This is a genomic window from Flagellimonas sp. 389, from assembly GCF_018449435.1.
Classification (GTDB): domain Bacteria; phylum Bacteroidota; class Bacteroidia; order Flavobacteriales; family Flavobacteriaceae; genus Flagellimonas.
In genome coordinates, this window is the sequence record NZ_JAHCMU010000017.1 from 58673 (window position 1) to 84252 (window position 25580).

Genomic DNA, 25580 nt, shown 5'->3' on the forward strand with positions numbered 1-25580 from the left:
GCGTAAAATAACTATCGGTAAACCACTACACTCAAGGGAGGTAACGTCATTAAAACAGATTGCTTATGACCGTTCCATTCTTTTGCTGAAGGTTTTAGCGTTTTTTTGCCTTTTCCGGAACCGCTATATTTTTTATCATCACTGTTAAACAGCAATTTTAACTGTGTTGTCTTTGGCACCCCAACCCTATAATTTTCTCTGGGCACGGGTGTGAAATTGCAAGCAACAATGAGGTCATCCTTCGAATCATGGCCTTTTCGCATGTAAGTTATGGCCGTATTTTCCTGATCATTGTATTCAACCCATTGAAAACCCTCTGGACTAAATTGTTTTTCATAGAGTGCAGGGTTGTTTTTGTACAACGCATTTAAATCTTTGACGACTTCTTGAATCCCTGAATGAAAATCGTACTGCGTTAAATGCCAATCCAAGCTTTCCTGAAAATTCCATTCGGAAGATTGCCCAAATTCCCCTCCCATAAAAAGCAGATTTCCTCCAGGGTGGGTAAACATGTATCCAAAAAGCAATCTTAGGTTGGCAAAACGTTGCCATTCGTCACCGGGCATTCTGTACAGCAGTGATTGTTTACCGTAAACTACTTCATCATGTGAAAATGGAAGCATAAAATTTTCAGTAAACGCATAAGTCATACTGAAGGTCATCATATTTAAGTCGTACGAACGATGAATCGGTTCCTTTTTAAAAAATTCCAACGTATCGTGCATCCAACCCATCATCCATTTCATGCCAAAACCAAGTCCGCCATAATGTACAGGCTTGGAAACTCCTGTAAAGGCCGTAGATTCTTCTGCAATGGTCTGTACACCTTTAAAGCTCGCATATACTTCTTGATTCATTTCCCTAAGAAAAGACATGGCTTCTAAATTCTCGTTATTACCATACATATTGGGTTCCCACTCACCATCTTCGCGGGAATAGTCCAAATACAACATCGAAGCTACTGCATCAACACGAAGTCCATCCACATGATATTGATCTAGCCAAAAAATTGCATTACTGATCAAAAACGCTCGTACTTCGTTTCGTCCATAATTGAAAATCAAACTTTTCCAATCAGGATGGTAGCCTCTTCTTCTGTCTGGGTGTTCATATAAGTGAGAGCCATCAAAAAATCCAAGACCGTGGGCATCTTCGGGGAAATGGGACGGTACCCAATCCAAAATTACCCCTATCCCTTTTTGGTGGAATTTATCAACAAGCAGTTTAAAATCTTCAGGCTTTCCAAATCTGGATGTTGGTGCAAAATACCCTGTCAATTGATATCCCCAAGAAGGGTCATAAGGATATTCCATTATGGGCATAAACTCTACATGGGTAAAGCCCATTTCAGCAACATAATCAACGAGTTCATCCGCCAATTCAATATAGGAAAGCGATTCCCAGCCATTTTTCTTTTTCCAAGACCCCAAATGTACTTCATAAACCGAATAAGGCTTATCCAGCGCATTGTGGGCCTCTCTAGAATCCATCCATTTTTTATCCTTCCAGCTATATGGGCCGTCCCAAACTACAGATGCCGTATTTGGGGGAATTTCGCAGTACCTGCCAAAAGGGTCCGCTTTTTCGGTCCAAATGTCATTGTTATGCGATTGAATTTTATACTTGTATTTTGTGCCTTTGTCCACTCCAGGTACAAAGCCCTCCCAAATACCGCTTTCATCCCAACGTACATTGAGCTGATGCTCCCCTACTTGCCAAAAATTAAAATCCCCAACTACGGCCACAGATTTTGCCGAAGGAGCCCAAACCGCAAAATAAGTCCCTTTGACACCATCAACTTCCGTTAAGTGGGCGCCCAATTTTTCATAAAGCCGAAAATGCTTTCCTCCCTTAAAAAGATTGATATCAAATTCAGTAAAAAGACTATGGGCAACTACCTTGGACATACATGCTGATTTAACGTGTACAAGATACTACATCTTTGACCAAGAATTCGATTTTAAACACTTGGTTTAAAATAAAACTAACGTTACACAAAAATGGAATGCTTTTTGATTTTAACAAAAAAACAAATACAATGAAGACAAATCAAAAATCAAAAATTATGAATAAATTTAATGTACTAATTGGAGCACTGCTTATTTTATTTACCGTGTCATGTGAAGGCCCCGAAGGTCCTCCGGGATTTGACGGAAGGGACGGAGAAGATGGACTTGATGCTCCCATAACTGAAGTGTTCGAAGAGACCGCAAATTTTAGTTACGATGTGGAGGGCAATATTTGGAGAAGTAATCTGCTATCTTATGACATCTTAGTCGATGATGTTGTTTTTTTAGTTTACATCTCCTTGGAAGACGGGTTATTTACACCGTTACCTGCAAGTATTTTTGATGAGTTTGGAGAATTTCAATACGTTTTTGATCATGATATCAACACTGTTGAATTGCAAATTATTGGTGATAATGACCTTAGTACATTAGAGGCTGTAGATACCCAGAATATACCTGTTCGAGTAGTTATAATAGCGGCCGATCTAATCGCAACCATGTCTGCAGATCAATTGTCCAACATTAATACCGCAATGAGCTTGGATAGTGTAAATGTTCAAGACATTGAAAGTATAATCAAAGAATAAATTACTGTATCCCACAAGTTTTGAGATACGAAGTTTTATTTCTTCAAGATATTAAACCAGAAAAATCCCTTTCTTTCGAAAGGGATTTTTTTTATTTATATTAGTTTGAAAGGTTCTACTTAAAATTACGTCTATTTATAAAAAGATTACATGGGAAAAAAATTGCTATTACTAGTACTCATAAGTATTGCTGGGTGTAAGGGTATATCACAAGAAGAGAAAAAGGAAACTACAACGAAAGAAAAAGAAATTGCTTATGCCGTAACCAAAACGGATGCAGAATGGAAAGCCGAGCTGACCGATATGGAATACTACGTACTTAGAAAAGCGGCAACCGAAAATGCATTCTCAAGCGATTTATTGGAAAACAAAGAAAAAGGAACTTATGTTTGTGCTGCCTGCCAAACCCCATTGTTCAGAAGCGAGAACAAGTTTAAATCGGGAACGGGGTGGCCAAGTTTTGACCAAGAAATAGAAGGGAACGTAGCGTATGACGTAGACTATAAAATTGGTTACGCACGTACCGAGGAACACTGTGCGACCTGTGGAGGACATCTAGGTCATGTTTTTAATGATGGTCCTAGCGACACGACCGGAAAAAGACATTGTATCAATGGCGTGGCATTGGACTTCATTCCAGATGTGAAGTAGGGTTCGTTGTTCGTTGTTCGTTGTTCGTTGTTCTTTGTTCTTTGTTCTTTGTTCGTTAAAAATGTACTTTTATAACAACATGCCGCGAATTTTCAACTTAAAAACTTAGAGCTTATATTTTAGAGGGCTAGGATTCAGGAAAATTGCAAAATCCATCTGCCATCGACCAAAAAAAGATATGGAAAACAAATACGATATTCAGAAAACGGAAGCTGAATGGAAAGAGGAGCTCTCTCCCGAAGAGTTTTATGTACTGAGGCAAAAAGGTACAGAGCGACCAAATACTGGAGCATACAATCTCCATTTTGAAAATGGCAATTATCATTGTAAAGCTTGCAATGCAAAACTCTTTGAAAGCGAGCACAAGTTCGAAAGCGGCTGTGGATGGCCTTCTTTTGATAAAGCTGTAGAAGGAGCAATCGAATATATTAGGGATACCAGCCATGGTATGCTAAGGACCGAAACCGTCTGTGCAAACTGTGGAAGCCATTTAGGCCATGTTTTTAATGACGGCCCCAAAGAAACAACGGGACAGCGTTACTGTATTAACTCGGTTAGTATTGGTTTTGATGCCAAGGAACAGGAATGACGTTTGAAGAAAACTATTTAAAAAATGTTCTCTTTGAGTTTCATCGATATAAAACATTGGGAGACAAAACCTTTGCACAACTTTCCAATGATGAAATCCATTGGGTACACGGCCCTAACGACAATTCCATTTCTATCATCGTAAAGCATATGGTTGGCAATATGTTGAGCCGCTGGACCAATTTCTTGACCGAGGATGGCGAAAAAACTTGGCGAAATCGAGATACGGAATTTGTCGAAGCCTATGATTCAAAAAAAACAATGATCATTGCTTGGGAAAAAGGGTGGAATTGCCTTTTTGAAGCAATCGCCAGTATCGATGCATCTAATTTCAACACAAAGATTAAAATCCGCAATGAAGAACATACTGTTGTTGAGGCCATCAATCGGCAGTTGGCACATTATTCCTATCATGTGGGCCAGCTTGTTTTTGTTGGAAGGATGATTAAAGGTTCGGAATGGATTTCACTTTCAATCCCCAAAGGAAGCTCTGGGGGTTTCAACAAAAAAATGTTTGGACAAGACATTTCTTAAATCAAGGCCGAAGATAATTCAATGGATTTAACACTTGGTTTTTGGTGTCTTAATTGCGTACTTTTGCACTTCATTTTTAATAATTAAAATCAAAAACGAATGAGCAATTTCGATGTAATTGTTTTGGGTAGTGGTCCTGGTGGATATGTAACTGCAATACGAGCTTCTCAGCTTGGATTCAAAACAGCTATTGTAGAAAAAGAAAGTTTAGGTGGCGTATGTCTTAATTGGGGCTGTATCCCTACTAAAGCACTATTGAAATCCGCTCAGGTTTTTGAATACTTGAAGCATGCCAAAGATTACGGCCTAAATGCCGAAAACGTAGAACACGATTTTGATGCCGTTGTTAAAAGAAGCCGTGGTGTAGCCGATGGCATGAGCAAAGGTGTTCAGTTTTTGATGAAGAAAAATAAGATTGAAGTTTTAAACGGCTTTGGAAAAATACAACCGGGAAAAAAAGTAGTGGTCAAAGGCGAGCATGGTGACCCTGCCGAGTATTCCGCCGACCATATTATCATTGCTACCGGAGCACGAAGCCGTGAACTACCAAGCCTGCCACAGGACGGAAAAAAGGTAATAGGCTATCGTGAGGCCATGACCTTGGAAAAACAACCGAAGAAAATGATCGTTGTTGGTAGTGGTGCCATCGGAATCGAATTTGCTTATTTCTACAATTCGATGGGCACGGAAGTTACCGTTGTAGAATATCTGCCCAATATCGTTCCCGTAGAAGACGAAGATATCTCCAAACAACTGGAACGTAGTTTCAAAAAAACAGGCGTTAAAATAAAAACCTCTGCAGAGGTCACTAAGGTAGACACTTCGGGAGAAGGTGTAAAAGCTACCGTAAAAACTTCGAAGGGCGAAGAAGTACTGGAAGCTGACATTGTATTATCTGCAGTAGGTATAAAAACCAATATCGAGAACATTGGATTGGAAGATGTAGGGATAGCGGTGGACAGAGACAAAATATTGGTCAACGATTACTACCAGACCAACATTCCGGGATATTATGCCATTGGAGATGTTACCCAAGGCCAAGCTTTGGCGCACGTTGCATCTGCAGAAGGCATTCTTTGTGTGGAAAAAATCGCAGGAATGCACGTAGAAGCGTTAGATTATGGAAACATTCCTGGATGTACCTACTGTATGCCAGAAGTTGCTTCTGTAGGACTTACTGAAAAACAAGCCAAAGAACAAGGGTACGATATTAAAGTGGGTAAATTTCCATTTTCTGCAAGTGGAAAAGCAAAAGCCTCTGGAACTTCAGATGGATTTGTAAAAGTAATTTTCGATGCCAAGTATGGAGAATGGTTAGGCTGCCATATGATCGGTGCCGGTGTAACCGATATGATTGCAGAAGCTGTTGTTGCCAGAAAATTGGAAACTACGGGACATGAAGTTTTAAAGGCAGTACATCCACATCCTACCATGAGCGAAGCCGTTATGGAAGCTGTTGCAGATGCATATGACGAGGTAATCCACCTATAGTTTAGACCATGCTCAAAGCTTTTAGGATTACAGCAATTTTAGAAGGAATCTCTTTCCTGCTCTTGTTTGGTTTGACCATGCCGCTAAAGTATTGGGCGGGAATGTTAGAACCCAATAAGGTGGTCGGTTATGCACATGGATTCCTTTTTATAGCCTATGTCGTTATCGCATTGGTTTTTTGTTGGGAACGAAAATGGGGAATCAGAAAATTCTCTATTTTGTTTGTGGCATCGTTATTACCTTTCGGCACATTTTATGCCGATAAAAAATACCTTAAAAATCTAGGTTAAAAAACTCTGTATAGCAAGGTCATAACTCTGAAGGCCAAAACCTAAAACCACTCCTTTTGCTCCTGAAGATATGTAGGAAACATGTCTAAACTCCTCTCGCTTAAAGGTATTGGATATATGTACTTCCACAACTGGAGCTTCTATGGCCTTGACCGCATCCCCAATGCCAACAGAAGTATGGGTATAAGAAGCGGCATTTAAGATGATACCATCATAAGAAAAACCTACCTCTTGAAGCTTATCAATCAACTCTCCTTCAATGTTGGATTGAAAATACTCAAGCTGTGTTGCTTTAAACTTGAATTGAAGTTTAGAGAAATAGTCTTCAAAAGTCGTATCACCATAGACTTCGGGTTCGCGTTTTCCCAATAGATTTAAATTTGGGCCATTAATGATAATTAATTTCATGCAGATAAATATAGGGGCATATTTTAATTCAAAAAAATGAGGTCGCCCAAAAATTAATTTTTGGGCGACCTCTTAGCTATATTATGTAAAAATCGGCTTAATTAAAAGCGAACTGTATCCCAAAGCCAAATGCTCCACCTTCGGTCTCTCCAGCGTCACTTAACGCAATGGCAGGTCTCCAATCAAAATTGAAAACCAGTGGCACGCCGTCTATTTTAAAGTCCAAACCAGCATGCGGCCGCAATGAAAATATATTATCAGAATTATCGACAAGGATTATGCTGGGGCCAACACCTGCATACCATCTTAGGCCTGGTGCTCCAGCAAATTGCTTGTGGTAGGAATATAAGAAGGTGAAAATAGTTCCACCATCCTCAAAACCTAAGTCGGCCTGACCTACATGATTACTGGAAAAAAAGTATTTGGCACTAGGACCAACAAAAGTCGCATTGTCGTATAAATCAATACCGAGCCCCACAGCACCTTTATAGCTGGTTTGTGCTTTTGTGTTCAACGAAAATAAAAGGGTTAAAGCAAAGACAAAAAATATTTTTTTCATGGTTTATAGAATTTAAGATTTTAGGTTCAAACGCTAAAAATACAAAATGAGTATAGTTTTATTACTATAACTTCAATCATATGTTAAAATTGAGATATATCAACATGCAAAAGTTTATAGTTTGCTTAAGTAAGCAGTAATATGATTTTTATGCGCTGTGAATGTAGTATATCTTATCAAAAAAGAAATAAAACACCAAGAGTGGCAATGGCAAAAGTTCCATTGTTGTCTACAGCCGTGTAGGATACATTAAGTTCTGTGTTACCTGTGATATTGTAGCCGACTATAGGCCTATAATAGAATCCGCCTTCATTACCTTCGTTTATGCCAACTGCATAACCAACATCAGCACCAAACTTGAATTCAAACGTAGGGTAAATTCTAAACGATGTCGCCAAGGGGATAAACTGATAATCTTCAAATTCGGCTTCAATTTCAATAATACCTTCAGAAATAGTTTCGGTATCACCAAATGCATTTACGAAGCCCGTGGCCAAACCTACATCTAATAATTCCGAAACTCCCCAGTGGTAGGCCATATCAAAACCGATACTAAAAGAAGAGAAATCGGAGGCATCTCCAACAGGTATTCCCGCATTCATACCAGCTTTAAAACTGCTTCTATCTTGAGCATTGGCAATTAACAAGGTCATAAAAATAGCAATGTAAAATAAATATGTTCTTTTCATGGTCGATTAGTTTTGGAGATTTAAAAACGTAAACTATCCATGAATAGTATCATTTGTTTTCAAAATACTTGGCCTTAATAAACAAAAGCTAAGGCCAGTTAAGCTTTAATAACACCTTCCAGTCACATCAAAACTTATAGCCAACGCCCAGTTGAAAGCCTTTTGTTTTATACTTTATTTCAAAATCCTCAAATGCTAAATCATCTTGAATAGCATTGGGCAATTCAACATCGTAAATATTGGATAATCCAAAATTATACCTTGCATCAAAGAACAAGCCCATCGGCAAATCATATCCCAATCCAACATTTAACACAAAGTTGGTGGATTTAAGAACTTCCGTACCATTTTCTGCATCCACGAGTATCCCCAATTGCGGGCCAGCCATAATATTAAAGCCTTCGACTACATAGTACTTGAGCAAGAGAGGAACATTTACATAGGTTATGCCTGCATCCCTAGCACCCGCTATAGAAAATAATGCTTCAGGCTGTAAATGAAGTTTTTCCGAAAGCGTTACATCCAAAAGAATACCTGCAAAAGGATTTGTGGCACCTTCCGACATAGCTCCCCCAAAATCCGAAACAAATTTTAAATTGGAAAAGTTTGCACCGGCCCTAAAACCAAATTTGGTCTCTTGGGCATTGGAATCGAATAATAAGACTATAGTTAAAACAGTAAAAATGATTGTTTTTTTCATAAGTTAATATCTTTAGATTGTGTGTTGGAAATTATAATACTATCGCGAAGCTTTCATTACGGATTTTATAAGTCTAGCTGCTAATCAATTGTGTATGGGGAACAAAAACCAAGTCTTTATACAACGCCTTAGCCCTTTGATCATGTTGCCCGGTTTCCATTGGAGCTGTGTCACCAAAACTTATACCCCAACCCAATGGTCAAATAATTGAACCTTACTTTTACGTTGTCGTTTCCAGTAAAGGAGTTGTTCAATTGAAAAGAATATCGCGCCTGTGCGAAAAACAAATCTGTAATATCCAGACCCAAACCTCCCGCCAAGCCAAATTCTACACCAGTAAAATCATCGGGTATATCTTCCAAGGAAAAGGCTATCTGGGGCCCTGTTTGTAGATACAAAATGTCGGTCATGTAGAATTTACCCATAATGGGCACCACAATTGCCTGTACATCTTCTACGGCAGAGTATAACAGCTCGGGCTGAATTGCAAAATTATTGTTGACACTGAAGTTGGCAAAGGCCCCAGCATAAATCCCGGATTCCGAATCTGATATGGTAATATTACCTTCCTTAACTGTTTGTCTGACATTTGCAAAACCACCAGTTAGTCCAAAATTGATGTCTTGAGCCACTCCGGTTAAAGCTGTTCCTGTTAAAGCAAAAATCAATACTATTCTTTTCAACATTTTTTAAGATTTTAGTTACTTAAGCGAAAGTAGCAATGTCAAGAAGTTGTGGCTGTCCCATTTGACCAATGGCAGCTTTCAATTGATGGATTCCATATTGTACCTAAAATTTTAGTGAAAAAATTAACGGCTATCTTTAACCAATGAACTGGCAACAAGCGTTACAGGATTACCAAAATTACCTAAAGATAGAGCGGGGACTTTCAGAAAATACAATTTCCAGCTATGTTTTGGATCTGCAAAAGTTGACGAACTATTTAAATGCTTACGAGATTGACCAAACACCTATTCAGATAAGCCAGGAAACCGTTCAAAAATTTATCTATGATATTGCCAAAACCATAAACCCGCGTTCCCAGGCACGAATCATTTCTGGATTAAAGGGTTTTTTTGGTTATTTGATTTTTGAAGATTATCGAACCGATAACCCCATGGATTTAATAGAGCCGCCTAAAATTGGGAGAAAACTACCCGATACGCTGGCTTTAGAGGAAATCAACAAATTAATCGCGGCAATTAATTTATCCAAACCAGAAGGGGAACGCAATCGAGCCATTTTAGAGACTTTGTACGGCTGTGGTCTTAGGGTATCCGAACTAGTCAATCTTAAACTATCTGATCTTTATTTTGATGAAGATTTTATAAAAGTTACTGGAAAAGGGAATAAACAAAGATTTGTGCCCATTAGCGCGATAAACAAAAAATATATCAATATTTACACGAATGAAATTAGAAACCATTCGAACATCCAAAAGGAACATGAGGATTTCCTTTTTTTAAACCGAAGAGGTAAACAACTTACAAGGGCCATGATATTTACGATCATAAAACGATTGGCGAAAGAAATCGGTCTTGAAAAGAATATAAGCCCGCATACGTTCAGACACTCCTTTGCTACGCATCTTTTGGAAAACGGCGCAGATTTACGGGCAATTCAGCAAATGCTTGGGCATGAAAGTATAACCACTACAGAAATTTATGTGCATGTCAACAGAACCCATTTGGTGAATGTCTTAAATGAGTTTCATCCCAGAAAAATGAAATAGCTAAAACTTAAACTTTGAATTGAGTCTAAAACTAGAAGAGGGCTTATCCAATCCAAGGGGACTAAAACCTGGGTTATTAATTGGATTTTGTATCATCGCCTCCAATGAAAGGCCCGGCTTAACATCGTAACCCATTCCGTAAAAAATGCTTTGTAAAGGTCTGTTGTTTGGAGTACCTATGTTTTGATTTCGTAAATCCCACTCTTGTTCATAGCCACCAATCAAAAATGCATTTTTATTCAAATATTGTTTTACTTGCAAGCGTATTTGAAATCTTTCGGCTATCATATTTCTATAATGATTTCCAAAAACACCTATTTCAGTAGTATTGGTCAATAGATATCGTAACGAAAATGAGGCGTAGCGAGAACCATCATTAAAATCCGGGTAGCTAAAGCCGTCAACTAGCAATTTAGGTTTTTCCTCTAAACTATACTGGTTTAGCACTTGAGCGTTCAGAAAAAAATGAGGCGCAAAAAAAACTAAAAAACCTATAATCTTTATCACTTCAAAACTGTTTGGCTTCGAACTCTAAATTAATTCAAAAAAACCTTTGCTTATGTAATTGTGCAAATTTTAACCTTCTTAGCGGGAATGTTATTAATTTGCGATGAGATTGCAAGAGACCTTTTTATCTTTTACTTTTAAAAGTATATTCAAGTATCACAACACATTAATGGGCAAAAAAAATAAATCAACCAAAAATCGCTGGTCAACCGATAGAATCATTAGTTCTTCTGCATTTTTTATCAGTGTCGTTTCTTTAATAGCACTACTTTATCAATCCTATCTGGCAAGAGAGGAAAACAAACTCATTCAGAAACAGCAAAGTGCCACTGTAATGCCTTATCTCACCCAGTGGTTCGATGATTCTGAAGGTAACCATAAAATGGTTGTAGGCAATGATGGTGTTGGTCCAGCGTTTGTGAAAGCGTTCAATATTACCATAAATGAAAACCAGAATTTCAACAATACAGATGATTTGTTACAAGAATTGACCAAAACGAACAAGTTTTTGGACACTGTCAACTATTTGTACAGCACCCTTACCATTGGCACTTTGATTCCTGCAAACGAAACAGTTGAGATTATCTCTTTTGATAATTCTGAAGAGTTTAAGACCTTTCGTACTATATTATATCGCAATAAATTCGATTTCGAAATTACCTATGAAGACGTATATGGCACACAATGGACATTGAATTACGATGAGGATGTGCCAAAAAGGATAACGGAATAACTACTGCGATCAAATCAGTATTTAATACATTTTTTTAATGAAACAATCACGCACTTGGTGGAAAGAGGGAATCGTTTATCAGATATATCCTAGAAGTTTTCAAGATACTACAGGAAATGGAGTTGGCGATATTCAGGGAATCGTAAAACGTTTGGATTATATAAAGAGGCTAGGAATTGATATTATTTGGTTATGCCCTGTTTACCAATCTCCCAACGATGATAATGGATATGATATTAGTGACTATCAAAATATCATGGACGAATTTGGGACCATGGCAGATTTTGATGAACTGTTGGAGGAAATGCATAGACGTGACCTAAAACTGGTCATGGATTTGGTCGTTAACCATACCAGCGATGAACACAAATGGTTCCAAGAATCAAGAAAATCAAGAGATAATCCCTATCGAGATTACTACCATTGGTGGCCCGCTGAAAATGGAAAACCGCCAAAGCGCTTTAGTTATTTTGATGTAGATGGAAATGCATGGAAGTATGATGAACCAACGGATAGTTACTACCTCCACTACTTCTCGGTAAAACAGCCCGACTTAAAATGGGAGAACCCCAAAGTGCGTCAAGAGATTTACGACATGATGCATTTTTGGTTTAAAAAAGGGGTCGATGGTTTTAGAATGGATGTAATTCCCTTTATTTCCAAAGACACCAGTTATCCAGAACTTCCTGATGAATACAATGGAAACTTCATTCCATTTTATGCCAATGGACCAAAGCTGCATGAGTATTTGCATGAAATGAACAAAGAAGTATTGAGCAAATACGACATCATGACCGTTGGTGAAACCCCGGGGGTCGACAGAGACCAAGCATTATTATTTGTGGATGAAGATAGAGAAGAGCTCAATATGTTTTTCCATTTTGAGTTGATGTCCCTTGACCGGGATGGTGACGAGGTATTCTGGATGCGCAAAGACCCATGGAAGCTTTCCGAATTCAAAAAAATTCACTCCGATTGGGATGAGACCTTTGCAAAGAAGGGATGGGGCAGCATGTTCTTGAGCAATCATGATAATCCTAGGACCGTAAGCCGATGGGGAAACGATTCTCCTGAACATTGGTACAATTCCGCCACCATGCTTCATACATTTTTATTGACCATGAAAGGGACACCCTATTTCTACTACGGTGATGAAATTGGAATGACCAATATCCGTTTTGACAATATTGATGATTACCAAGACATTAATACCTTGAATAGATACGAATTACTGAAACAACAAGGTATAAACACAGAAACGTTTATTGCCAACGAAAAAGATGCAAGCCGTGATAATGGGCGAACACCTATGCAATGGGATGCTTCGGAAAATGCTGGTTTCTCGAAGAAAAAACCTTGGCTCAAGGTACATCCAAATCATAAAGATGGCCTCAACGTTGCCGAACAGGAAAAAGATAAAAGTTCCGTATTGAACTATTTCAAAAAAATGGTTCAGATACGAAAAACCCACTTAGGTTTGGTGTATGGAAATTATCAATTGCTAGTGAAGTATAGTGAAGAAGTTTATGCCTACACAAGAAGTATGGATTCGGAAAATTATCTGGTACTTCTTAGTTTCTCTGAACAAAAGGCAGTTATCCAACTAACCGATTTCATGGGCAAAGAAATGAAACTATTGATTTCAAACGATACCAACAGTGCATTAAAGGACAACGCCAATTTTGAGCTGAAACCCTATCAAGCTTGTGTCTATAAAGTTGATTAGCCCGGTATTTGAGTCTTGTCTATTTGATTTTGTTTTTTAAAGGGCCGTATTATCAATCGTGCTTCTCGGTCGAACCTAATGTAATTGTACACCCAATTAATGAAGACCACTACCCTATTTCTAAAACCAATTAGAAAAAATAGATGTACGAACATCCATACGAACCAAGCGAAAATCCCCTGAAACTTAAACTTGGGCAAATCCACAACTGCCTTATTTCGGCCTACAGTGGCCATGTTACCCTTATTTCTGTAAACAAAAGGTTTTGGCGATTTATTTTCTAAAATTCGGATTAAATTCTCACCTAAATTCTCACCTTGTTGCATCGCAGGCTGTGCCATCATGGGATGACCATCTGGAAAAGCTTCGGTTTCCATTTGTGCCACATCACCAACTGCAAAGATTTCTTCAAACCCTTCGACCTGGTTAAATCGATTTACTTTTAAACGGCTACCACGGCTTAACAATTCCTTCGCATTCAAGCCAGCTATGTTAACCGCCTTAACACCAGCTGCCCAGACCAAAGTTGCCGAGTTAAAGGAAATATCTGAACTGGTACTTACCAGATTCCCATCGTAATCTGTTACCCGAACGTTTTTCCAAACATTGACACCAAGGCTTTCCAGAAATTGTTCCGCTTTACTGGAAGCGACCTCACTCATGGCGGGAAGAATTCTATCACTTCCCTGTATAAGGTTTATCTGTGCTCTTCTGGTGTCTAAATCCGGATAATCTTTAGGTAAAATCCCTTTTTTTATTTCGGCCAAAGCTCCTGCTAGCTCCACTCCTGTAGGGCCACCGCCAACAATAACAAAATTCATTAACGCATCACGCTCGTGCAAATCATCGGTCAATAATGCTTGTTCAAAATTCTCCAGAATAAGGCTACGAAGATTCAAAGACTGAGGGATGGATTTCATCGCCATAGCTTTGGTCTCTATGTTTTCGTTTCCAAAGAAATTCGTTTCAGAACCTGTGGCCACCACAAGATAGTCGTATAATATCTCTCCAATATTGGTCTTCAGCTTCCGTTTCGTTGTATCAATATGGCGCACATCGGCCAATCTAAAATAAAAATTGGGGTACCCTTGTATCACCTTGCGAATGGGGTAGGCTATAGAATCGGGCTCTAAACCTCCGGTAGATACTTGATACAACAAAGGTTGAAACGTATGGTAATTGTGTTTGTCCAACAAAACTACCTGTACCTCTTTTTTTCTCAATTTTTTTGCAAGGGCAATACCCCCAAAGCCACCACCTATGATAATGACCCTTGGGAAACTGGATTGTGGAATATTCATAGCTGACATAGCATCAAATTTAAGCATTCCCAAATGCGCAAAACTATTTTGAGATATGTTTTTTAGTATCTTTAAAATCATAACTAACAAAATAACTTTCTAATGAAAAGAACACTACTCTTTACCATTGCGGCACTAATGTCCGTTACTTCTAGTTTTTCTCAAAAAGACAGGGACATAGCTTTAAAAAGTCTGGATACCAAAGCAAAACAATATGGGGATATCGCTTTAGAAATCTGGAATCTTGCTGAAATGGGATATATGGAAAATGAAAGTTCGGCCTTATTGCAAAAAACACTTTCCGATCAAGGGTTTTCTATAAACAAGGGAGTGGCAGGTATTCCCACGGCTTTTACGGCCGAGTACGGTTCTGGATACCCCGTCATTGCAATTTTGGGAGAGTACGATGCGTTGCCCGGGCTGTCGCAACAAGCAGTTCCAGAGAAAAAATCGGCCAATAAGGCAGCTGGACATGCTTGCGGACATCATTTGTTCGGTACGGCTTCTACGGCAGCGGCAATTGCAGTAAAAGATTGGTTAAAAAGCAGTAATACATCAGGAACTGTTCGTTTTTATGGATGTCCGGCCGAAGAAGGAGGTTCTGGGAAAGTATATATGGTTAGAGAAGGGCTTTTTGATGATGTGGACGTTGCACTTCACTGGCATCCTAGTTCGCAAAATGCTGCGAGCGCCGGAGCGGCATTAGCAAACAAATCAGCTAAGTTCAGGTTTTACGGGATCTCGGCTCATGCTGCAGGCGCTCCAGAAATGGGTCGCTCGGCACTTGACGGGGTAGAAGCTATGAACGCTATGGTCAACATGATGCGCGAGCACATACCCCAAGAAGCAAGAATACATTATGTAATCACCGACGGAGGAAAAGCGCCAAACGTAGTCCCAAATTTTGCAGAGGTCTATTATTATGCAAGACATAATAATAGGGATGTGGTCATCGATATTTTCGACCGTATGGTAAAAGCTGCCGAGGGAGCCGCCCTAGGAACCGGAACAACAATGGATTATGAAATGATCGGTGGCACACATGAGCTTTTGCCCAATCTGGTATTACAAAAAATAATGCATGACAACCTATCAGAAATAGGCGGAATAACCTATTCTAAAGAAGAGAAAGTATTTGCCGATAAGATTTCCAAAAGCTTAGGCTACAAAGAGTTGAATATGGACAAGGCCAAAAATGTTCAACCCTACAAAGAAGAAGCCCGTGCTTATGGCTCTACAGATGTTGGTGATGTAAGCTATACCGTGCCCACCGTTGGTATGGGAGCTGCTACTTGGGTTCCCGGTACTCCAGCCCATAGTTGGCAAGCCGTTGCCGCTGGCGGAACTTCCATAGGAACAAAAGGAATGATGGTTGCCGCTAAAACACTTACGTTAACTGCCATGGATCTTTTTAAAAATCCAAAAACTGTTGAGGATGCCAAGGCAGAACTGGAAAAAAGAAGAGGTGAGGATTTTGAATATACACCTTTGTTGGGCAACAGACCACCAGCACTTGACTACCGAAAATAAATTTATTTTAAACGGATCGTAACAAATTTTGCTTTGTCCATACTTATTAAGCAAACTTACCAACCTGAGTGAATAAAGAACTGGAACATCGTTTTGTAACGGAACTTGAGAACAATCAAAATATTGTTCATAAGGTTTGTACTCTATATACTAATGATAGAGATTCCCACAACGATCTGTTCCAAGAGATCACAATTCAATTGTGGAAAGCTTATCCCAAATTTAGGGGAGATGCAAAATTTAGTACATGGATGTACAGGGTAGCGCTCAATACTGCGATAACACTGTATAGAAAATCCAAAAGACGCGTGCAGACCCAAGATTATGATTCGGTAATTTTTAAAATAAAGACCGACGAATATGATGATACGGAAGAAAAACAGTTACAACTGATGTACAATGCAGTAAAACAGTTGGGAGATATTGATAAAGCTTTGGTTTTTCTCTATCTGGAAGACAAAGACTATGCTGAAATATCAGAAACATTGGGAATTACCGAAGTAAATGCTAGGGTCAAAATGAACCGAGTTAAAAATAAATTAAGAACCATACTAAATCCTTAGGATATGATGGATGAACTGGAACTCTTAAAGCAAGATTGGCAGAAAAAGGAAGCACACCTTCCTCAACTCACTTATGATGAGATATACAAGATGATTTGGAAAAAATCGTCCTCTATTGTGAAATGGATATTCTACATAAGTATCATAGAATTTGCACTACCACATCTGTTATATCTTATTCCTTCCGTAAAAAGTAATTTGGATATCTATTCACAATTAGGATTATCGAATGTGATATTAGTTGTTACCATTTTACAATATTTGGTGGTTTTCTACTTTATTTATCAGTTCTACGTACGATATAAAGAGATTTCTGTATTGGATAGCGCCAAACAACTCACTACCAATATTTTGAAAACCAGAAAAACGGTAAAGCACTATGTTTTTTTCTCTCTTTCCATGGTGCTATTGACATTTGCGTTACTCATCGTTGGAGTATATTTAAGTGATAATGTTCTGGAAATTTTCAACTTAATTGGAAAAATCGAGATGGTTTCAGAAGAAAAAGTAAAATTCGCCTTCATGCTGGGACTAGCAATTTTTGGCGTTCTTTTCACAGCTATTTTTGGTGGTATTTACTTTTTACTCTATGGTTTACTTACAAGAAAGTTAAGACATAATCATAGGGAGTTACAGAAACTGGAAGTCTAGTCCCCTTTATATCGATAACGCCTTTTTTGGTGTTCTGCTTCGTATTCGGCCAATTCTTCCTTTGGAATGACCTTTAAGAAAGAAGGATGTTGTTCAATTGCATATTCCAGTTTTTCTATAATGGCATCAATAGATTCGTTATCATAATCAATCTCCAATGGTTCCTTTATCTGCATGGATTGTAGGATACCTTTCTTTTTCACCCGCAAACCCTTTTTATCAAAAGAACGTCTAAAACCATCTATAACAACGGGTACTACAACGGGTTTGTATCTTTTTATAATATGGGCCGTACCTTTGCGCAAAGGTTTCCACGGGGTGGTCGTTCCTTGCGGAAATGTTATTACCCATCCATCCTCCAGCGCCATGGCTATATTGCTGATATCACTAAACTTTACCTGCCTATTTACATCCTTACCATCGGCTCTCCAGGTTCGTTCAATGCTAATGGAGCCCGCATAGGCGAATATTTTTGCCACCAAGCTCTGCTTCATGGTTTCCTTCGCCGCAACGTAGTAGATGTTCAGTTTAGGATTCCATAAATACCCCATATTCTTAATGGAATCGTCCCTACCCTTCAAACTTGCATTGAACACATGGAACATAGCAACGACATCTGCAAAATAAGTCTGGTGATTGCTGACGAACAATACATTTGTTTCGGGTAAATCCCTTATAATCTGGGAACCTTCAATCTCTAAAGTATTGAATCCTTTATAGCGTTGGTGTGTAATCATGCCTGCGATACGAATCAACCATCGCTTCAAAAATAAAATATGTCCAAAAGGATTTTCTTTAAATAGCCCCATATAATCTCCGTCGTTCGCTAATTTACAAAATAGCCCTCAAAGGACTTGCTCCAAAAGTTCCTTGATTTCGCTCATCATCATGGCCGTAGCTCCCCAAACTGTATAACCATTTAATTTATAAGCAGGTACATTGATATTTTTGGCATACGAAGTGCTTAATTTTTGTTCCATTAGATTCGCATTATCAAGAAAATCGTGCAAATAGACCTCAACCACGTCTTCTACTTCGCTTTCTTGTATAAGAAAAGGTTTAGGGTTGGAATACATGCCAATAAATGGTTGCACCAAGAAATTGCTCGGTGGTATATATACCTCGCTAAGTTGCTTTAATACTTCTACGGATTCTGGCGGAACACCTACTTCTTCATGGGTCTCTCGCAATGCAGTATCCAAAAGATTTTTATCCTCCTTTTCCACTTTCCCCCCTGGGAACCCAATTTGATTGGAATGTACACCTTCATACGTTTTACGCAGAATAAGAAGCAACTTTGTTTTTTGGTACAAATCTGGATAAAAAAGTGCCATCACTCCTGCCTTTCTGGGTTTCATTTTTTCAATCTCCCTAGATTCCAACCATTTGATTCGCATTGCCGGTGACATTTTATGGTGTGAATCCGTTCCGGGAAGAGGTAGATTTTTTATTTTTAAAGCTTGTTGATAAAACTCTTCAAAATTCATGATGCTAAAACAATCTGCTTTGCTTGCAAGTATACTATTATTTTTGGTCTCCTGTGGTGAATCATCCAAAAAGAAAAGTTCTTCCACGAAACTTGCAGCAATAGAAATAGATTCGACCCAAAAGAAAAAGGATACGGTTGTTGAAAATATAGAAGAAGCCTTTGTTCTGACCGAAGAAAATGCAATAGATTTCTTTTTTGATTATGCAAAAGAACTAAAAAAAGATAAAGTCAAGCTTACTACAAGTATGGGCAGTTTTACTGTTCAATTATATGACAATGTCCCGTATCATAAGGCAAATTTTATCTATTTGACCGAAAAAGGATATTTTGACAATACACAGTTTCATCGTATTGTGAAGAAGTTTATCATACAGGGTGGAAATTCCGATGATATAGAAACCGCCCGTAAAAGAACCAAAATTGGACGCTATCTTCTTCCACCTGACGCAAAAAAAGGACACAAACATCATAGAGGTGTTATTTCTATGCCAAGTAGCGAAAGGGACAATCCGCATATGTTGGCCTCTCCTTATGAATTCTTTATTGTGGTGACCAAACCAGGATCTTATCATTTGGATGGATCCTACACGCCTTTTGGAAAAGTGATCAGCGGTATGGATATTGTGGATAAAATCAACAATGTTGCAGTAGGTGATGGGGATTGGCCGCTGCAAAACGTGTATATTCTAAAGGCAGAAGTACTTTGATCAAACTTCTTTTTGATAGATGTTCGGCAATCTAATTTTAAATTTGACCGCCAAGAGCCGAAGCGAAATTACTACGAGTATCGCCGCTATGTATGCATAATTTTCACCTATGGGCAATAAGGTCAGCAAAAAATAGCTTCCTCCACCCAAGATACAGGCTGTGGCATAGATTTCCTTTCTAAAAATTACAGGTATCTCATTACAGAGGATATCCCGTATGACACCGCCAAAACTAGCGGTCATCGTGCCCAGTGCTATGCAAATTACAGGAGAAAGTCCGGCTTGAAGGCCTTTTTCTATCCCCAGCATAGTGTAAAGCCCAATACCAATGGTATCGAACAAAAACAGGGATTTCCTAAGGTATTTTAATTGATTGACGAAAAGCACTCCAAAAAATACCGTTACTCCAATGGTGATTACATAAGTTAAATCACGTATCCAGACTACTGGTGTATTTCCAATAAGTAAATCACGTAATGTTCCACCACCAATGGCGGTAACAAAGGCAATAATCAGCACTCCGAATAAATCCAAACGTTTTTCCATGGCAACGAGCACTCCGGAAATTGCGAACGCCACTGTTCCCAAGATATCTATAGTTTGATAAAACATGAACCTATAAATTTTGGGTATAGTGGATATAATCCTTTATGATGATTCCAACAAAGTCAATAGGTTTTAACTGTGTATTGATACCGGTCACTTCCTTAATTCGCTTTTCCAAGGAGATAATTATATTGTGGTCACCATTTAATTTTGACTTATCGTACAGTTCTTTGATCGTCCGCATTTCGGGGTCTTTAAATATGGTCACTTGGGGAAATTGAGGTTGATAATCTTCGGGCAATTCCCTTAGCAAAGTATCTCGCAGAGAAATCTTTTTCTTTTCGCTTATCACAGTTGTCCCTGCTGCAATATCACCCATTCGCTGACCATTTCCCCGAATCAAAATGGTTAGAACGGCTCCTCCACCAGAGGTTAGGCTTACATCTATAATACGAAGCGCCCATCGTACAAAGTAATTTGAAAAGCTTGGTTTGGAACCATCTAGCTTTACCACTCTTAACGACATTAGTCCCTTCCCGATAGTCTTTCCATCTGAGAATGTTTCAAAGAGCAAATAGTATAAAAATGCAGGCAGGCTCAATACCAAATAATAAGCCCATTTGTCGGCAATATCAATATCCAAAGAAATTAAAAGTATGAAAATCAAAATGGTATAGATGACAATCACTAAACTGTCTATAAGATATGCCAGCATACGTTCGCCCAAATTGGAAGTATTTTGACTTATGCTTATATTTTGGGCAGTTTCTATTTGAAATTGATTCATATTTTAGTTTCTTTACTAATAAACCATCATATTTAATGCGTGAGGCTGCTTTTGTAAAGCAAAATAAAGATAAATGGGTTGCTTTTGAAAATGTTCTAAACAATAAAGACAAGCTCCAACCCGATAAGCTCTCTGACCTCTACATTGAAATCACGGACCATCTTAGCTACGCAAAGACTTTTTACAAGGGCAGTAACACCGAATTTTATTTAAATTCCCTGGCCTCTCAGGCACACCAAAAGATTTATAAGACCAAACGAGAATCCAAAAATCGAATCATAACATTTTGGAAAACAGAATTTCCAAGTATGTTTTACAATCACCATAGGGAATTATTGATATCATTCCTTGTTTTTACATTTTTTGTAACTGTCGGTGCTTTTTCTGCGGCAAATGAAGGTGATTTTGTCCGCTCTATTTTAGGAAACGGTTATGTGAACATGACGCTGGAAAATATTGAAAAAGGAGACCCTATGGCCGTTTACAAACAACAGGGCGAATTCAATATGTTTTTGGGCATTACCATTAATAATATAAAAGTGGCCATTTATGCATTTGCTTTCGGTATTTTTTTAGGTATTGGTACACTAATGGTCATGTTACAAAACGGAATAATGTTGGGAAGCTTCCAATATTTTTTCTATGAAAAAGGATTATTATGGGAGTCGGCTCGCACTATATGGATTCATGGTACCATCGAGATATCGGTCATCATAATCGCAGGATGCGCTGGGTTGGTCCTTGCCAATGGCATATTGTTCCCTGGCACCTATACTCGACTGGAGTCTTTTAAGAAAGGCGTAAAAAATGGATTGAAAATAATGGCAAGTACCGTTCCCTTTTTTATCATAGCTGGTTTTTTAGAGGGTTTTGTCACAAGACATACCGAAATGCCAGACTGGCTCGCTATACTTATCATATTGGGTTCTCTGGGCCTTATTCTATTCTATTATATCATATACCCTAACCAACTGAAAAGAAAAAGACAACATGCAACAACCACAATACATTGAGTTTAAAAAACAACGAGAACTGGGTGAAATACTCTCGGACTCTTTTGGGTTTATTAGAAATCAATTTAAGCCGTTCTTTGGGGCAATATTAAGAATTGTAGGTCCCTACTTATTGGTCATGCTTATCTCAATGGCTTTTTATATGTATACCATCGGAGATATTTTCAATTTTACGGCATTAAGCAATCCCAATGTCTTTGACAGCAATTTTTCACCCCTTATAATGATTCTTGCGGTTATTGCTTTGTTTGCAAGTTCTATAGCTGCCTATGTCCTAGCACAAGCCACTGTATTGATTTACATAAAATCGTACATCAATACAAAGGGAAATCCTGTTTTTGAAGACATCCAAAAAGAGGTATATGATTCATTCTGGGCATTTATCGGATTGGGTATTTTGGTTTCTTTATCAGTTGGGGCCGGGATGCTATTTTGTCTCATACCAGGCATTTATCTTGCTGTTCCGTTATCGCTATCCTTCGCTATTTTTGTTTTTTTAAAGAAGGACGTAATGGATTCTTATCAGTATAGCTTTACATTGATCAAAGAAAACTGGTGGATTACCTTTGCCACACTTTTAATTGTTTACATTATTGTTGCCATAGCTACATATGCTTTTAGTTTGCCAGCGGTGATTTACACATGGGCCAAGATGGGAATATTTTCGGGAGAAATGGATGCTGAAAGCTTTGGAATATTCAATGACCCTATCTACCTACTATTGAACATCATAAGTACTTTGGTCCGCTTCTTAATGAATATTATACTTTTAGTGACAACCTCATTTATTTTCTTCAACCTTAATGAACTAAAGAATTTTACGGGTACGTACGAACGGATTGATAACCTGGGAAAATCTGGAGAGGACTAAATGCTAAAAAAGTTGGTTTTAGGGTTTGTTCTTTTATGCTGGGGCAGTAGTTTTTCCCAGAACGATTCTATTATCAAATACGACAGTTCTGAAATCACAACATTCGAAATTTCTGAAGAGGATTTAAGAACACATCAAGAAGATGAAAGCTTTGACTATGAGGTCGTCAAGGTGGAAAAAACATGGTGGGATGATATCAAAAACTGGTTGTATAGTGTTTTACGTCGTTTTTTTGAATGGCTTTTTGGGGTTGATGAAGCAGTTGGCTATCTGGCCTATTTTTTAAAAGCATTGCCCTACCTCCTTTTAGCAGTTCTATTATTTCTGATCATGCGTTTTTTTATCAAAGCCAACACCCGTTCTTTAATCTACAGTCAGCAGAATCCTAATCTTGTTAATCTATCAGAGGAAGAACGTATTATTAAAACTCAGGACATACAAAAGCTCATCAAAGAAGCCCTAGCAAAAAACGATTACCGATTAGCCATCAGGTACTACTATCTTTTTATTTTAAAATTGCTTTCTGAGCGAGAGTTAATTGAATGGCAGCTCCAAAAAACCAATGATGACTACATTAACGAACTTTCTGGCAGTACCCTAAAAAATGCTTTTGCAAAAGCGACATTACTGTACGATTATATTTGGTACGGTGAGTTTACCATAGACCAACATAATTATTCAAAGGCCGAGGCCGTTTTCGCATCGCTTAAAAAATCAATTGCAACAGATGTTTAAGAAAGGTTGGGTCTACATAGTAATAGCGATTATCACATTAGGACTTATTTTTCTTATTGAATATAACAAGCCCAAGAAAATCAATTGGTCAGAATCTTATGTTTCCCATCACAAAATCCCTTATGGCACATATGTTTTCAATGATTTGATGGAGAAATATTTCCCCTCAAAAACGAAACAGGTTCGTAAACCTCCATTTGAATTCCTGAGCAGGAACGATTCTATTGAGGGCACCTATATATTCGTAAACAGATTCGTAGATTTTGGAGAAGCAGAGCTAAATACCTTGCTCGATTGGACCAGTAAGGGAAATACACTTTTTATTGCTTCGGATGGGTTTGAAGAGCAGTTATTGGATACTTTAAACCTTGAACAATACAGCATCTACAGTGGCGGGCAACTAAACCCTCTTTTTTATCATGAGCTGGTAAATCCAGGATTACAAACGGATACCATTTCTTTTGAAAAGGACTATTATACACTTGCCTTTGATCAAATAGACACTCTAAATACAATTGTTTTAGGACAGGTGTACGCGAAACCGGACAGCACAGAAATCAACCCGAAAAACATAAATATCGTTAAACAACCTTTTGGGAACGGAGAAATTATTCTCTCCACATTTCCAAAAGCCTTTACCAACTACTTCATCCTTAAAGATGAAAATAAAGACTATACCGCAGGACTTTTATCCTACTTGGATAAAGGAAAATCCATTCTGATGGATAACCACCATAAATCTGGAAAATCTTTTTATACCTCCCCTATGTACCTTTTTTTAAATACAAAAGAGCTGAAATGGGCGTACTATCTGGTCCTAATCGGTGCTTTGGTATACGTTATTTTTGAAGGCAAACGCAAGCAACGGGCAATACCTGTAGTTGCTCCTTTAAAAAACCAGACCTTGGCATTTACCAGAACAATTGCAGACATGTACTTTGAAAGTGGGGAACAAAAAAAAATTACGGAACATAAGGTGGCTTACTTTCTGGAATATATACGTACAAAGCTCTACATGGCCACACAAGATATTGACGAATCATTTTTACGCAGACTTGCCACAAGAAGCAATAATACTTTGGAAGATGTACAACAATTGTTTGCACTTATTCACAACATGGAATCCAAAGAACAGATTACTGATATGGAATTACAACAACTAAACAAAAAAATAGAAGCATTTAAAGCTAAGGTTGATGGAAAATAATGATTTAAACTTTGATAACAGAGTTCCCTTAGAGGAGCTAAAAAATACAGTAGAACTCGTAAAAAAAGAATTGGGAAGTGTCATTATAGGGCAACGGCACTTTGTAGATCTATTGATTGTTTCCCTTTTGGTGGATGGCCATGCCTTGATAGAAGGTGTACCCGGAATTGCGAAGACCATTACTGCCAAACTGTTTGCAAAGACACTAAAAACAGATTTTAACAGGATACAGTTTACGCCAGATTTAATGCCAAGTGATATTCTGGGAACTTCTGTTTTTAATATGCAGACCTCAGCTTTTGAGTTTAAAAAAGGTCCCATTTTTTCCAATATCGTCCTAATAGATGAAATAAACAGGGCACCCGCCAAGACCCAAGCTGCACTGTTTGAGACTATGGAAGAAAGACAGGCTACTGTAGATGGGACAACATATAAAATGGCCGAACCCTTTATGGTACTGGCAACACAAAACCCTATTGAACAAGAAGGCACCTATGCACTGCCCGAAGCACAGCTCGATAGATTTCTTTTCAAGATTAAGGTAAACTATCCTTCAGTTGAGGAAGAGATTAAAATAATTGAAAGCCATCATGGGCGAAAAGGTAAAAAACCTGAAGAAAACATTAAAGCAGTACTTACTCCAAAAAAACTGGCAGAGTTCAAGAAGAATATTCATGATATCATCGTAGAGGAAAAAATCATCACTTACATTGCAAACATAATTACCAGTACCAGAAACCATCCACATTTGTACTTGGGTGCTTCACCAAGAGCTTCCATTGCTACCCTAAATGCCTCAAAGGCTTTTGCAGCAATCTCGGGAAGGGATTTTGTAATTCCCGAAGATATAAAGAAAGCATTGGTCCCGGTCCTTAATCACAGAGTAATTCTAACTCCAGAAAGAGAAATGGAAGGAATGACCACCGAAAGTGTCGTAACCATGATTATGGAATCTGTAGAAATTCCAAGATAAAGA

At 38.3% G+C, this 25580-nt stretch carries 30 protein-coding genes; 18 read left to right on the forward strand and 12 right to left on the reverse strand.

All coding sequences use genetic code 11. The features are described from left to right. Nucleotides 1-11 precede the first annotated feature (11 nt). On the reverse strand, nt 12-1907 hold the full coding sequence (gene glgB / locus KIM67_RS14920) for a 1,4-alpha-glucan branching protein GlgB (RefSeq protein ID WP_213832351.1): 1896 nt from the start codon (nt 1905-1907) through the stop codon (nt 12-14). Nucleotides 1908-2065: 158 nt separating this feature from the next. On the opposite strand from glgB, the gene KIM67_RS14925 reads away from it, so the two are divergent. From KIM67_RS14925 to KIM67_RS14950, 6 genes are all read left to right on the forward strand, one after another. After that, nucleotides 2066-2596: a hypothetical protein gene (locus tag KIM67_RS14925; RefSeq protein WP_213832352.1), complete on the forward strand. Its 531-nt coding sequence runs from the start codon at nt 2066-2068 to the stop codon at nt 2594-2596. Nucleotides 2597-2746: 150 nt separating this feature from the next. Further along, on the forward strand, nt 2747-3247 hold the full coding sequence (gene msrB / locus KIM67_RS14930) for a peptide-methionine (R)-S-oxide reductase MsrB (protein WP_213832353.1): 501 nt from the start codon (nt 2747-2749) through the stop codon (nt 3245-3247). Nucleotides 3248-3425: 178 nt separating this feature from the next. Next, a complete protein-coding gene (gene msrB, locus KIM67_RS14935; RefSeq protein WP_213832354.1) occupies nt 3426-3836 on the forward strand; it encodes a peptide-methionine (R)-S-oxide reductase MsrB in 411 nt (136 codons plus the stop codon). Next, the gene (locus tag KIM67_RS14940) at nt 3833-4369 is read left to right on the forward strand and encodes a DUF1572 family protein (RefSeq protein WP_213832355.1); all 537 of its coding nucleotides are present in this window, start codon (nt 3833-3835) and stop codon (nt 4367-4369) included. Before msrB (KIM67_RS14935) ends, KIM67_RS14940 begins: the two co-directional genes overlap by 4 nt. Before the next feature lie 99 nt (nt 4370-4468). Then, on the forward strand, nt 4469-5860 hold the full coding sequence (lpdA, locus tag KIM67_RS14945; protein WP_163419365.1) for a dihydrolipoyl dehydrogenase: 1392 nt from the start codon (nt 4469-4471) through the stop codon (nt 5858-5860). Nucleotides 5861-5868: 8 nt separating this feature from the next. Further along, on the forward strand, nt 5869-6150 hold the full coding sequence (locus tag KIM67_RS14950) for a DUF3817 domain-containing protein (RefSeq protein ID WP_213832356.1): 282 nt from the start codon (nt 5869-5871) through the stop codon (nt 6148-6150). Here KIM67_RS14950 and aroQ read toward each other — a convergent pair. The 5 genes from aroQ to KIM67_RS14975 all read right to left on the reverse strand — a co-directional run bounded on the left by aroQ (nt 6142) and on the right by KIM67_RS14975 (nt 9192). Next, nucleotides 6142-6558: a type II 3-dehydroquinate dehydratase gene (gene aroQ, locus KIM67_RS14955; protein ID WP_213832357.1), complete on the reverse strand. Its 417-nt coding sequence runs from the start codon at nt 6556-6558 to the stop codon at nt 6142-6144. The genes KIM67_RS14950 and aroQ overlap by 9 nt on opposite strands. A gap of 97 nt (nt 6559-6655) precedes the next feature. Continuing rightward, on the reverse strand, nt 6656-7117 hold the full coding sequence (locus KIM67_RS14960; RefSeq protein WP_213832358.1) for a hypothetical protein: 462 nt from the start codon (nt 7115-7117) through the stop codon (nt 6656-6658). 176 nt (nt 7118-7293) lie between these two features. Beyond that, the gene (locus KIM67_RS14965) at nt 7294-7806 is read right to left on the reverse strand and encodes a hypothetical protein (RefSeq protein ID WP_213832359.1); all 513 of its coding nucleotides are present in this window, start codon (nt 7804-7806) and stop codon (nt 7294-7296) included. Nucleotides 7807-7933: 127 nt separating this feature from the next. Continuing rightward, nucleotides 7934-8506: a porin family protein gene (locus tag KIM67_RS14970; protein WP_213832360.1), complete on the reverse strand. Its 573-nt coding sequence runs from the start codon at nt 8504-8506 to the stop codon at nt 7934-7936. A gap of 170 nt (nt 8507-8676) precedes the next feature. Next, entirely contained in the window at nt 8677-9192 is a 516-nt protein-coding gene (locus KIM67_RS14975) for a porin family protein (protein ID WP_213832361.1), read from the reverse strand. Between the two features lie 143 nt (nt 9193-9335). Here KIM67_RS14975 and xerD point away from each other — a divergent pair, with 143 nt between their 5' ends. Beyond that, nucleotides 9336-10238, forward strand: a complete 903-nt coding sequence (gene xerD, locus KIM67_RS14980) for a site-specific tyrosine recombinase XerD (protein WP_213832362.1) — start codon at nt 9336-9338, stop codon at nt 10236-10238. Here xerD and KIM67_RS14985 read toward each other — a convergent pair whose 3' ends face one another. Further along, complete coding sequence (locus KIM67_RS14985) at nt 10239-10745, reverse strand: hypothetical protein (RefSeq protein ID WP_213832363.1); 507 nt, start codon at nt 10743-10745, stop codon at nt 10239-10241. A 169-nt stretch (nt 10746-10914) separates the two neighbouring features. On the opposite strand from KIM67_RS14985, the gene KIM67_RS14990 reads away from it, so the two are divergent. Together KIM67_RS14990 and KIM67_RS14995 are read left to right on the forward strand one after the other, a co-directional pair. Further along, entirely contained in the window at nt 10915-11478 is a 564-nt protein-coding gene (locus tag KIM67_RS14990; RefSeq protein ID WP_213832364.1) for a hypothetical protein, read from the forward strand. A gap of 37 nt (nt 11479-11515) precedes the next feature. Next, nucleotides 11516-13204, forward strand: a complete 1689-nt coding sequence (locus KIM67_RS14995; RefSeq protein ID WP_213832365.1) for an alpha-glucosidase — start codon at nt 11516-11518, stop codon at nt 13202-13204. Here KIM67_RS14995 and KIM67_RS15000 read toward each other — a convergent pair. After that, nucleotides 13201-14505 carry an NAD(P)/FAD-dependent oxidoreductase gene (locus KIM67_RS15000; RefSeq protein ID WP_213832425.1) on the reverse strand — a complete coding sequence of 435 codons (1305 nt, stop codon included), beginning with the start codon at nt 14503-14505 and terminating at the stop codon, nt 13201-13203. The two genes, KIM67_RS14995 and KIM67_RS15000, sit on opposite strands and share 4 nt — an antisense overlap. A gap of 102 nt (nt 14506-14607) precedes the next feature. Between KIM67_RS15000 and KIM67_RS15005 the strand changes: the two genes are divergently transcribed. From KIM67_RS15005 to KIM67_RS15015, 3 genes are all read left to right on the forward strand, one after another. Continuing rightward, nucleotides 14608-16035: an amidohydrolase gene (locus KIM67_RS15005; protein ID WP_213832366.1), complete on the forward strand. Its 1428-nt coding sequence runs from the start codon at nt 14608-14610 to the stop codon at nt 16033-16035. A 68-nt stretch (nt 16036-16103) separates the two neighbouring features. Next, nucleotides 16104-16598, forward strand: a complete 495-nt coding sequence (locus KIM67_RS15010) for an RNA polymerase sigma factor (protein WP_213832367.1) — start codon at nt 16104-16106, stop codon at nt 16596-16598. Nucleotides 16599-16601: 3 nt separating this feature from the next. Further along, on the forward strand, nt 16602-17249 hold the full coding sequence (locus tag KIM67_RS15015; protein WP_213832368.1) for a hypothetical protein: 648 nt from the start codon (nt 16602-16604) through the stop codon (nt 17247-17249). Here the strand turns inward: KIM67_RS15015 and KIM67_RS15020 are convergent. Together KIM67_RS15020 and KIM67_RS15025 are read right to left on the reverse strand one after the other, a co-directional pair. Next, nucleotides 17246-18058, reverse strand: coding sequence for a 1-acyl-sn-glycerol-3-phosphate acyltransferase (locus KIM67_RS15020; RefSeq protein ID WP_213832369.1), 813 nt, complete (start codon nt 18056-18058; stop codon nt 17246-17248). The genes KIM67_RS15015 and KIM67_RS15020 overlap by 4 nt on opposite strands. A 36-nt stretch (nt 18059-18094) precedes the next feature. Then, nucleotides 18095-18736, reverse strand: coding sequence for a CoA pyrophosphatase (locus KIM67_RS15025; RefSeq protein WP_163419379.1), 642 nt, complete (start codon nt 18734-18736; stop codon nt 18095-18097). Here KIM67_RS15025 and KIM67_RS15030 point away from each other — a divergent pair. Continuing rightward, nucleotides 18735-19445, forward strand: coding sequence for a peptidylprolyl isomerase (locus KIM67_RS15030; protein WP_163419380.1), 711 nt, complete (start codon nt 18735-18737; stop codon nt 19443-19445). The two genes, KIM67_RS15025 and KIM67_RS15030, sit on opposite strands and share 2 nt — an antisense overlap. On the opposite strand, the gene KIM67_RS15035 is transcribed toward KIM67_RS15030, so the two are convergent. After that, on the reverse strand, nt 19446-20057 hold the full coding sequence (locus KIM67_RS15035; RefSeq protein WP_213832370.1) for a trimeric intracellular cation channel family protein: 612 nt from the start codon (nt 20055-20057) through the stop codon (nt 19446-19448). A 4-nt stretch (nt 20058-20061) separates the two neighbouring features. Beyond that, entirely contained in the window at nt 20062-20778 is a 717-nt protein-coding gene (locus tag KIM67_RS15040) for an RDD family protein (protein ID WP_213832371.1), read from the reverse strand. Nucleotides 20779-20813: 35 nt separating this feature from the next. On the opposite strand from KIM67_RS15040, the gene KIM67_RS15045 reads away from it, so the two are divergent. From KIM67_RS15045 to KIM67_RS15065, 5 genes are read left to right on the forward strand one after another with little or no spacing between them, the layout of a single operon-like run. Continuing rightward, nucleotides 20814-21791: a stage II sporulation protein M gene (locus KIM67_RS15045; protein ID WP_213832372.1), complete on the forward strand. Its 978-nt coding sequence runs from the start codon at nt 20814-20816 to the stop codon at nt 21789-21791. Continuing rightward, on the forward strand, nt 21769-22662 hold the full coding sequence (locus KIM67_RS15050; protein WP_213832373.1) for a hypothetical protein: 894 nt from the start codon (nt 21769-21771) through the stop codon (nt 22660-22662). Before KIM67_RS15045 ends, KIM67_RS15050 begins: the two co-directional genes overlap by 23 nt. Further along, entirely contained in the window at nt 22663-23397 is a 735-nt protein-coding gene (locus tag KIM67_RS15055; RefSeq protein WP_213832374.1) for a DUF4129 domain-containing protein, read from the forward strand. Continuing rightward, a complete protein-coding gene (locus tag KIM67_RS15060; RefSeq protein WP_213832375.1) occupies nt 23390-24604 on the forward strand; it encodes a DUF4350 domain-containing protein in 1215 nt (404 codons plus the stop codon). The genes KIM67_RS15055 and KIM67_RS15060 overlap by 8 nt, the downstream gene beginning before the upstream one ends. Continuing rightward, entirely contained in the window at nt 24594-25577 is a 984-nt protein-coding gene (locus KIM67_RS15065) for a MoxR family ATPase (protein ID WP_213832376.1), read from the forward strand. Before KIM67_RS15060 ends, KIM67_RS15065 begins: the two co-directional genes overlap by 11 nt. The last annotated feature ends 3 nt before the right edge of the window (nt 25578-25580 follow it).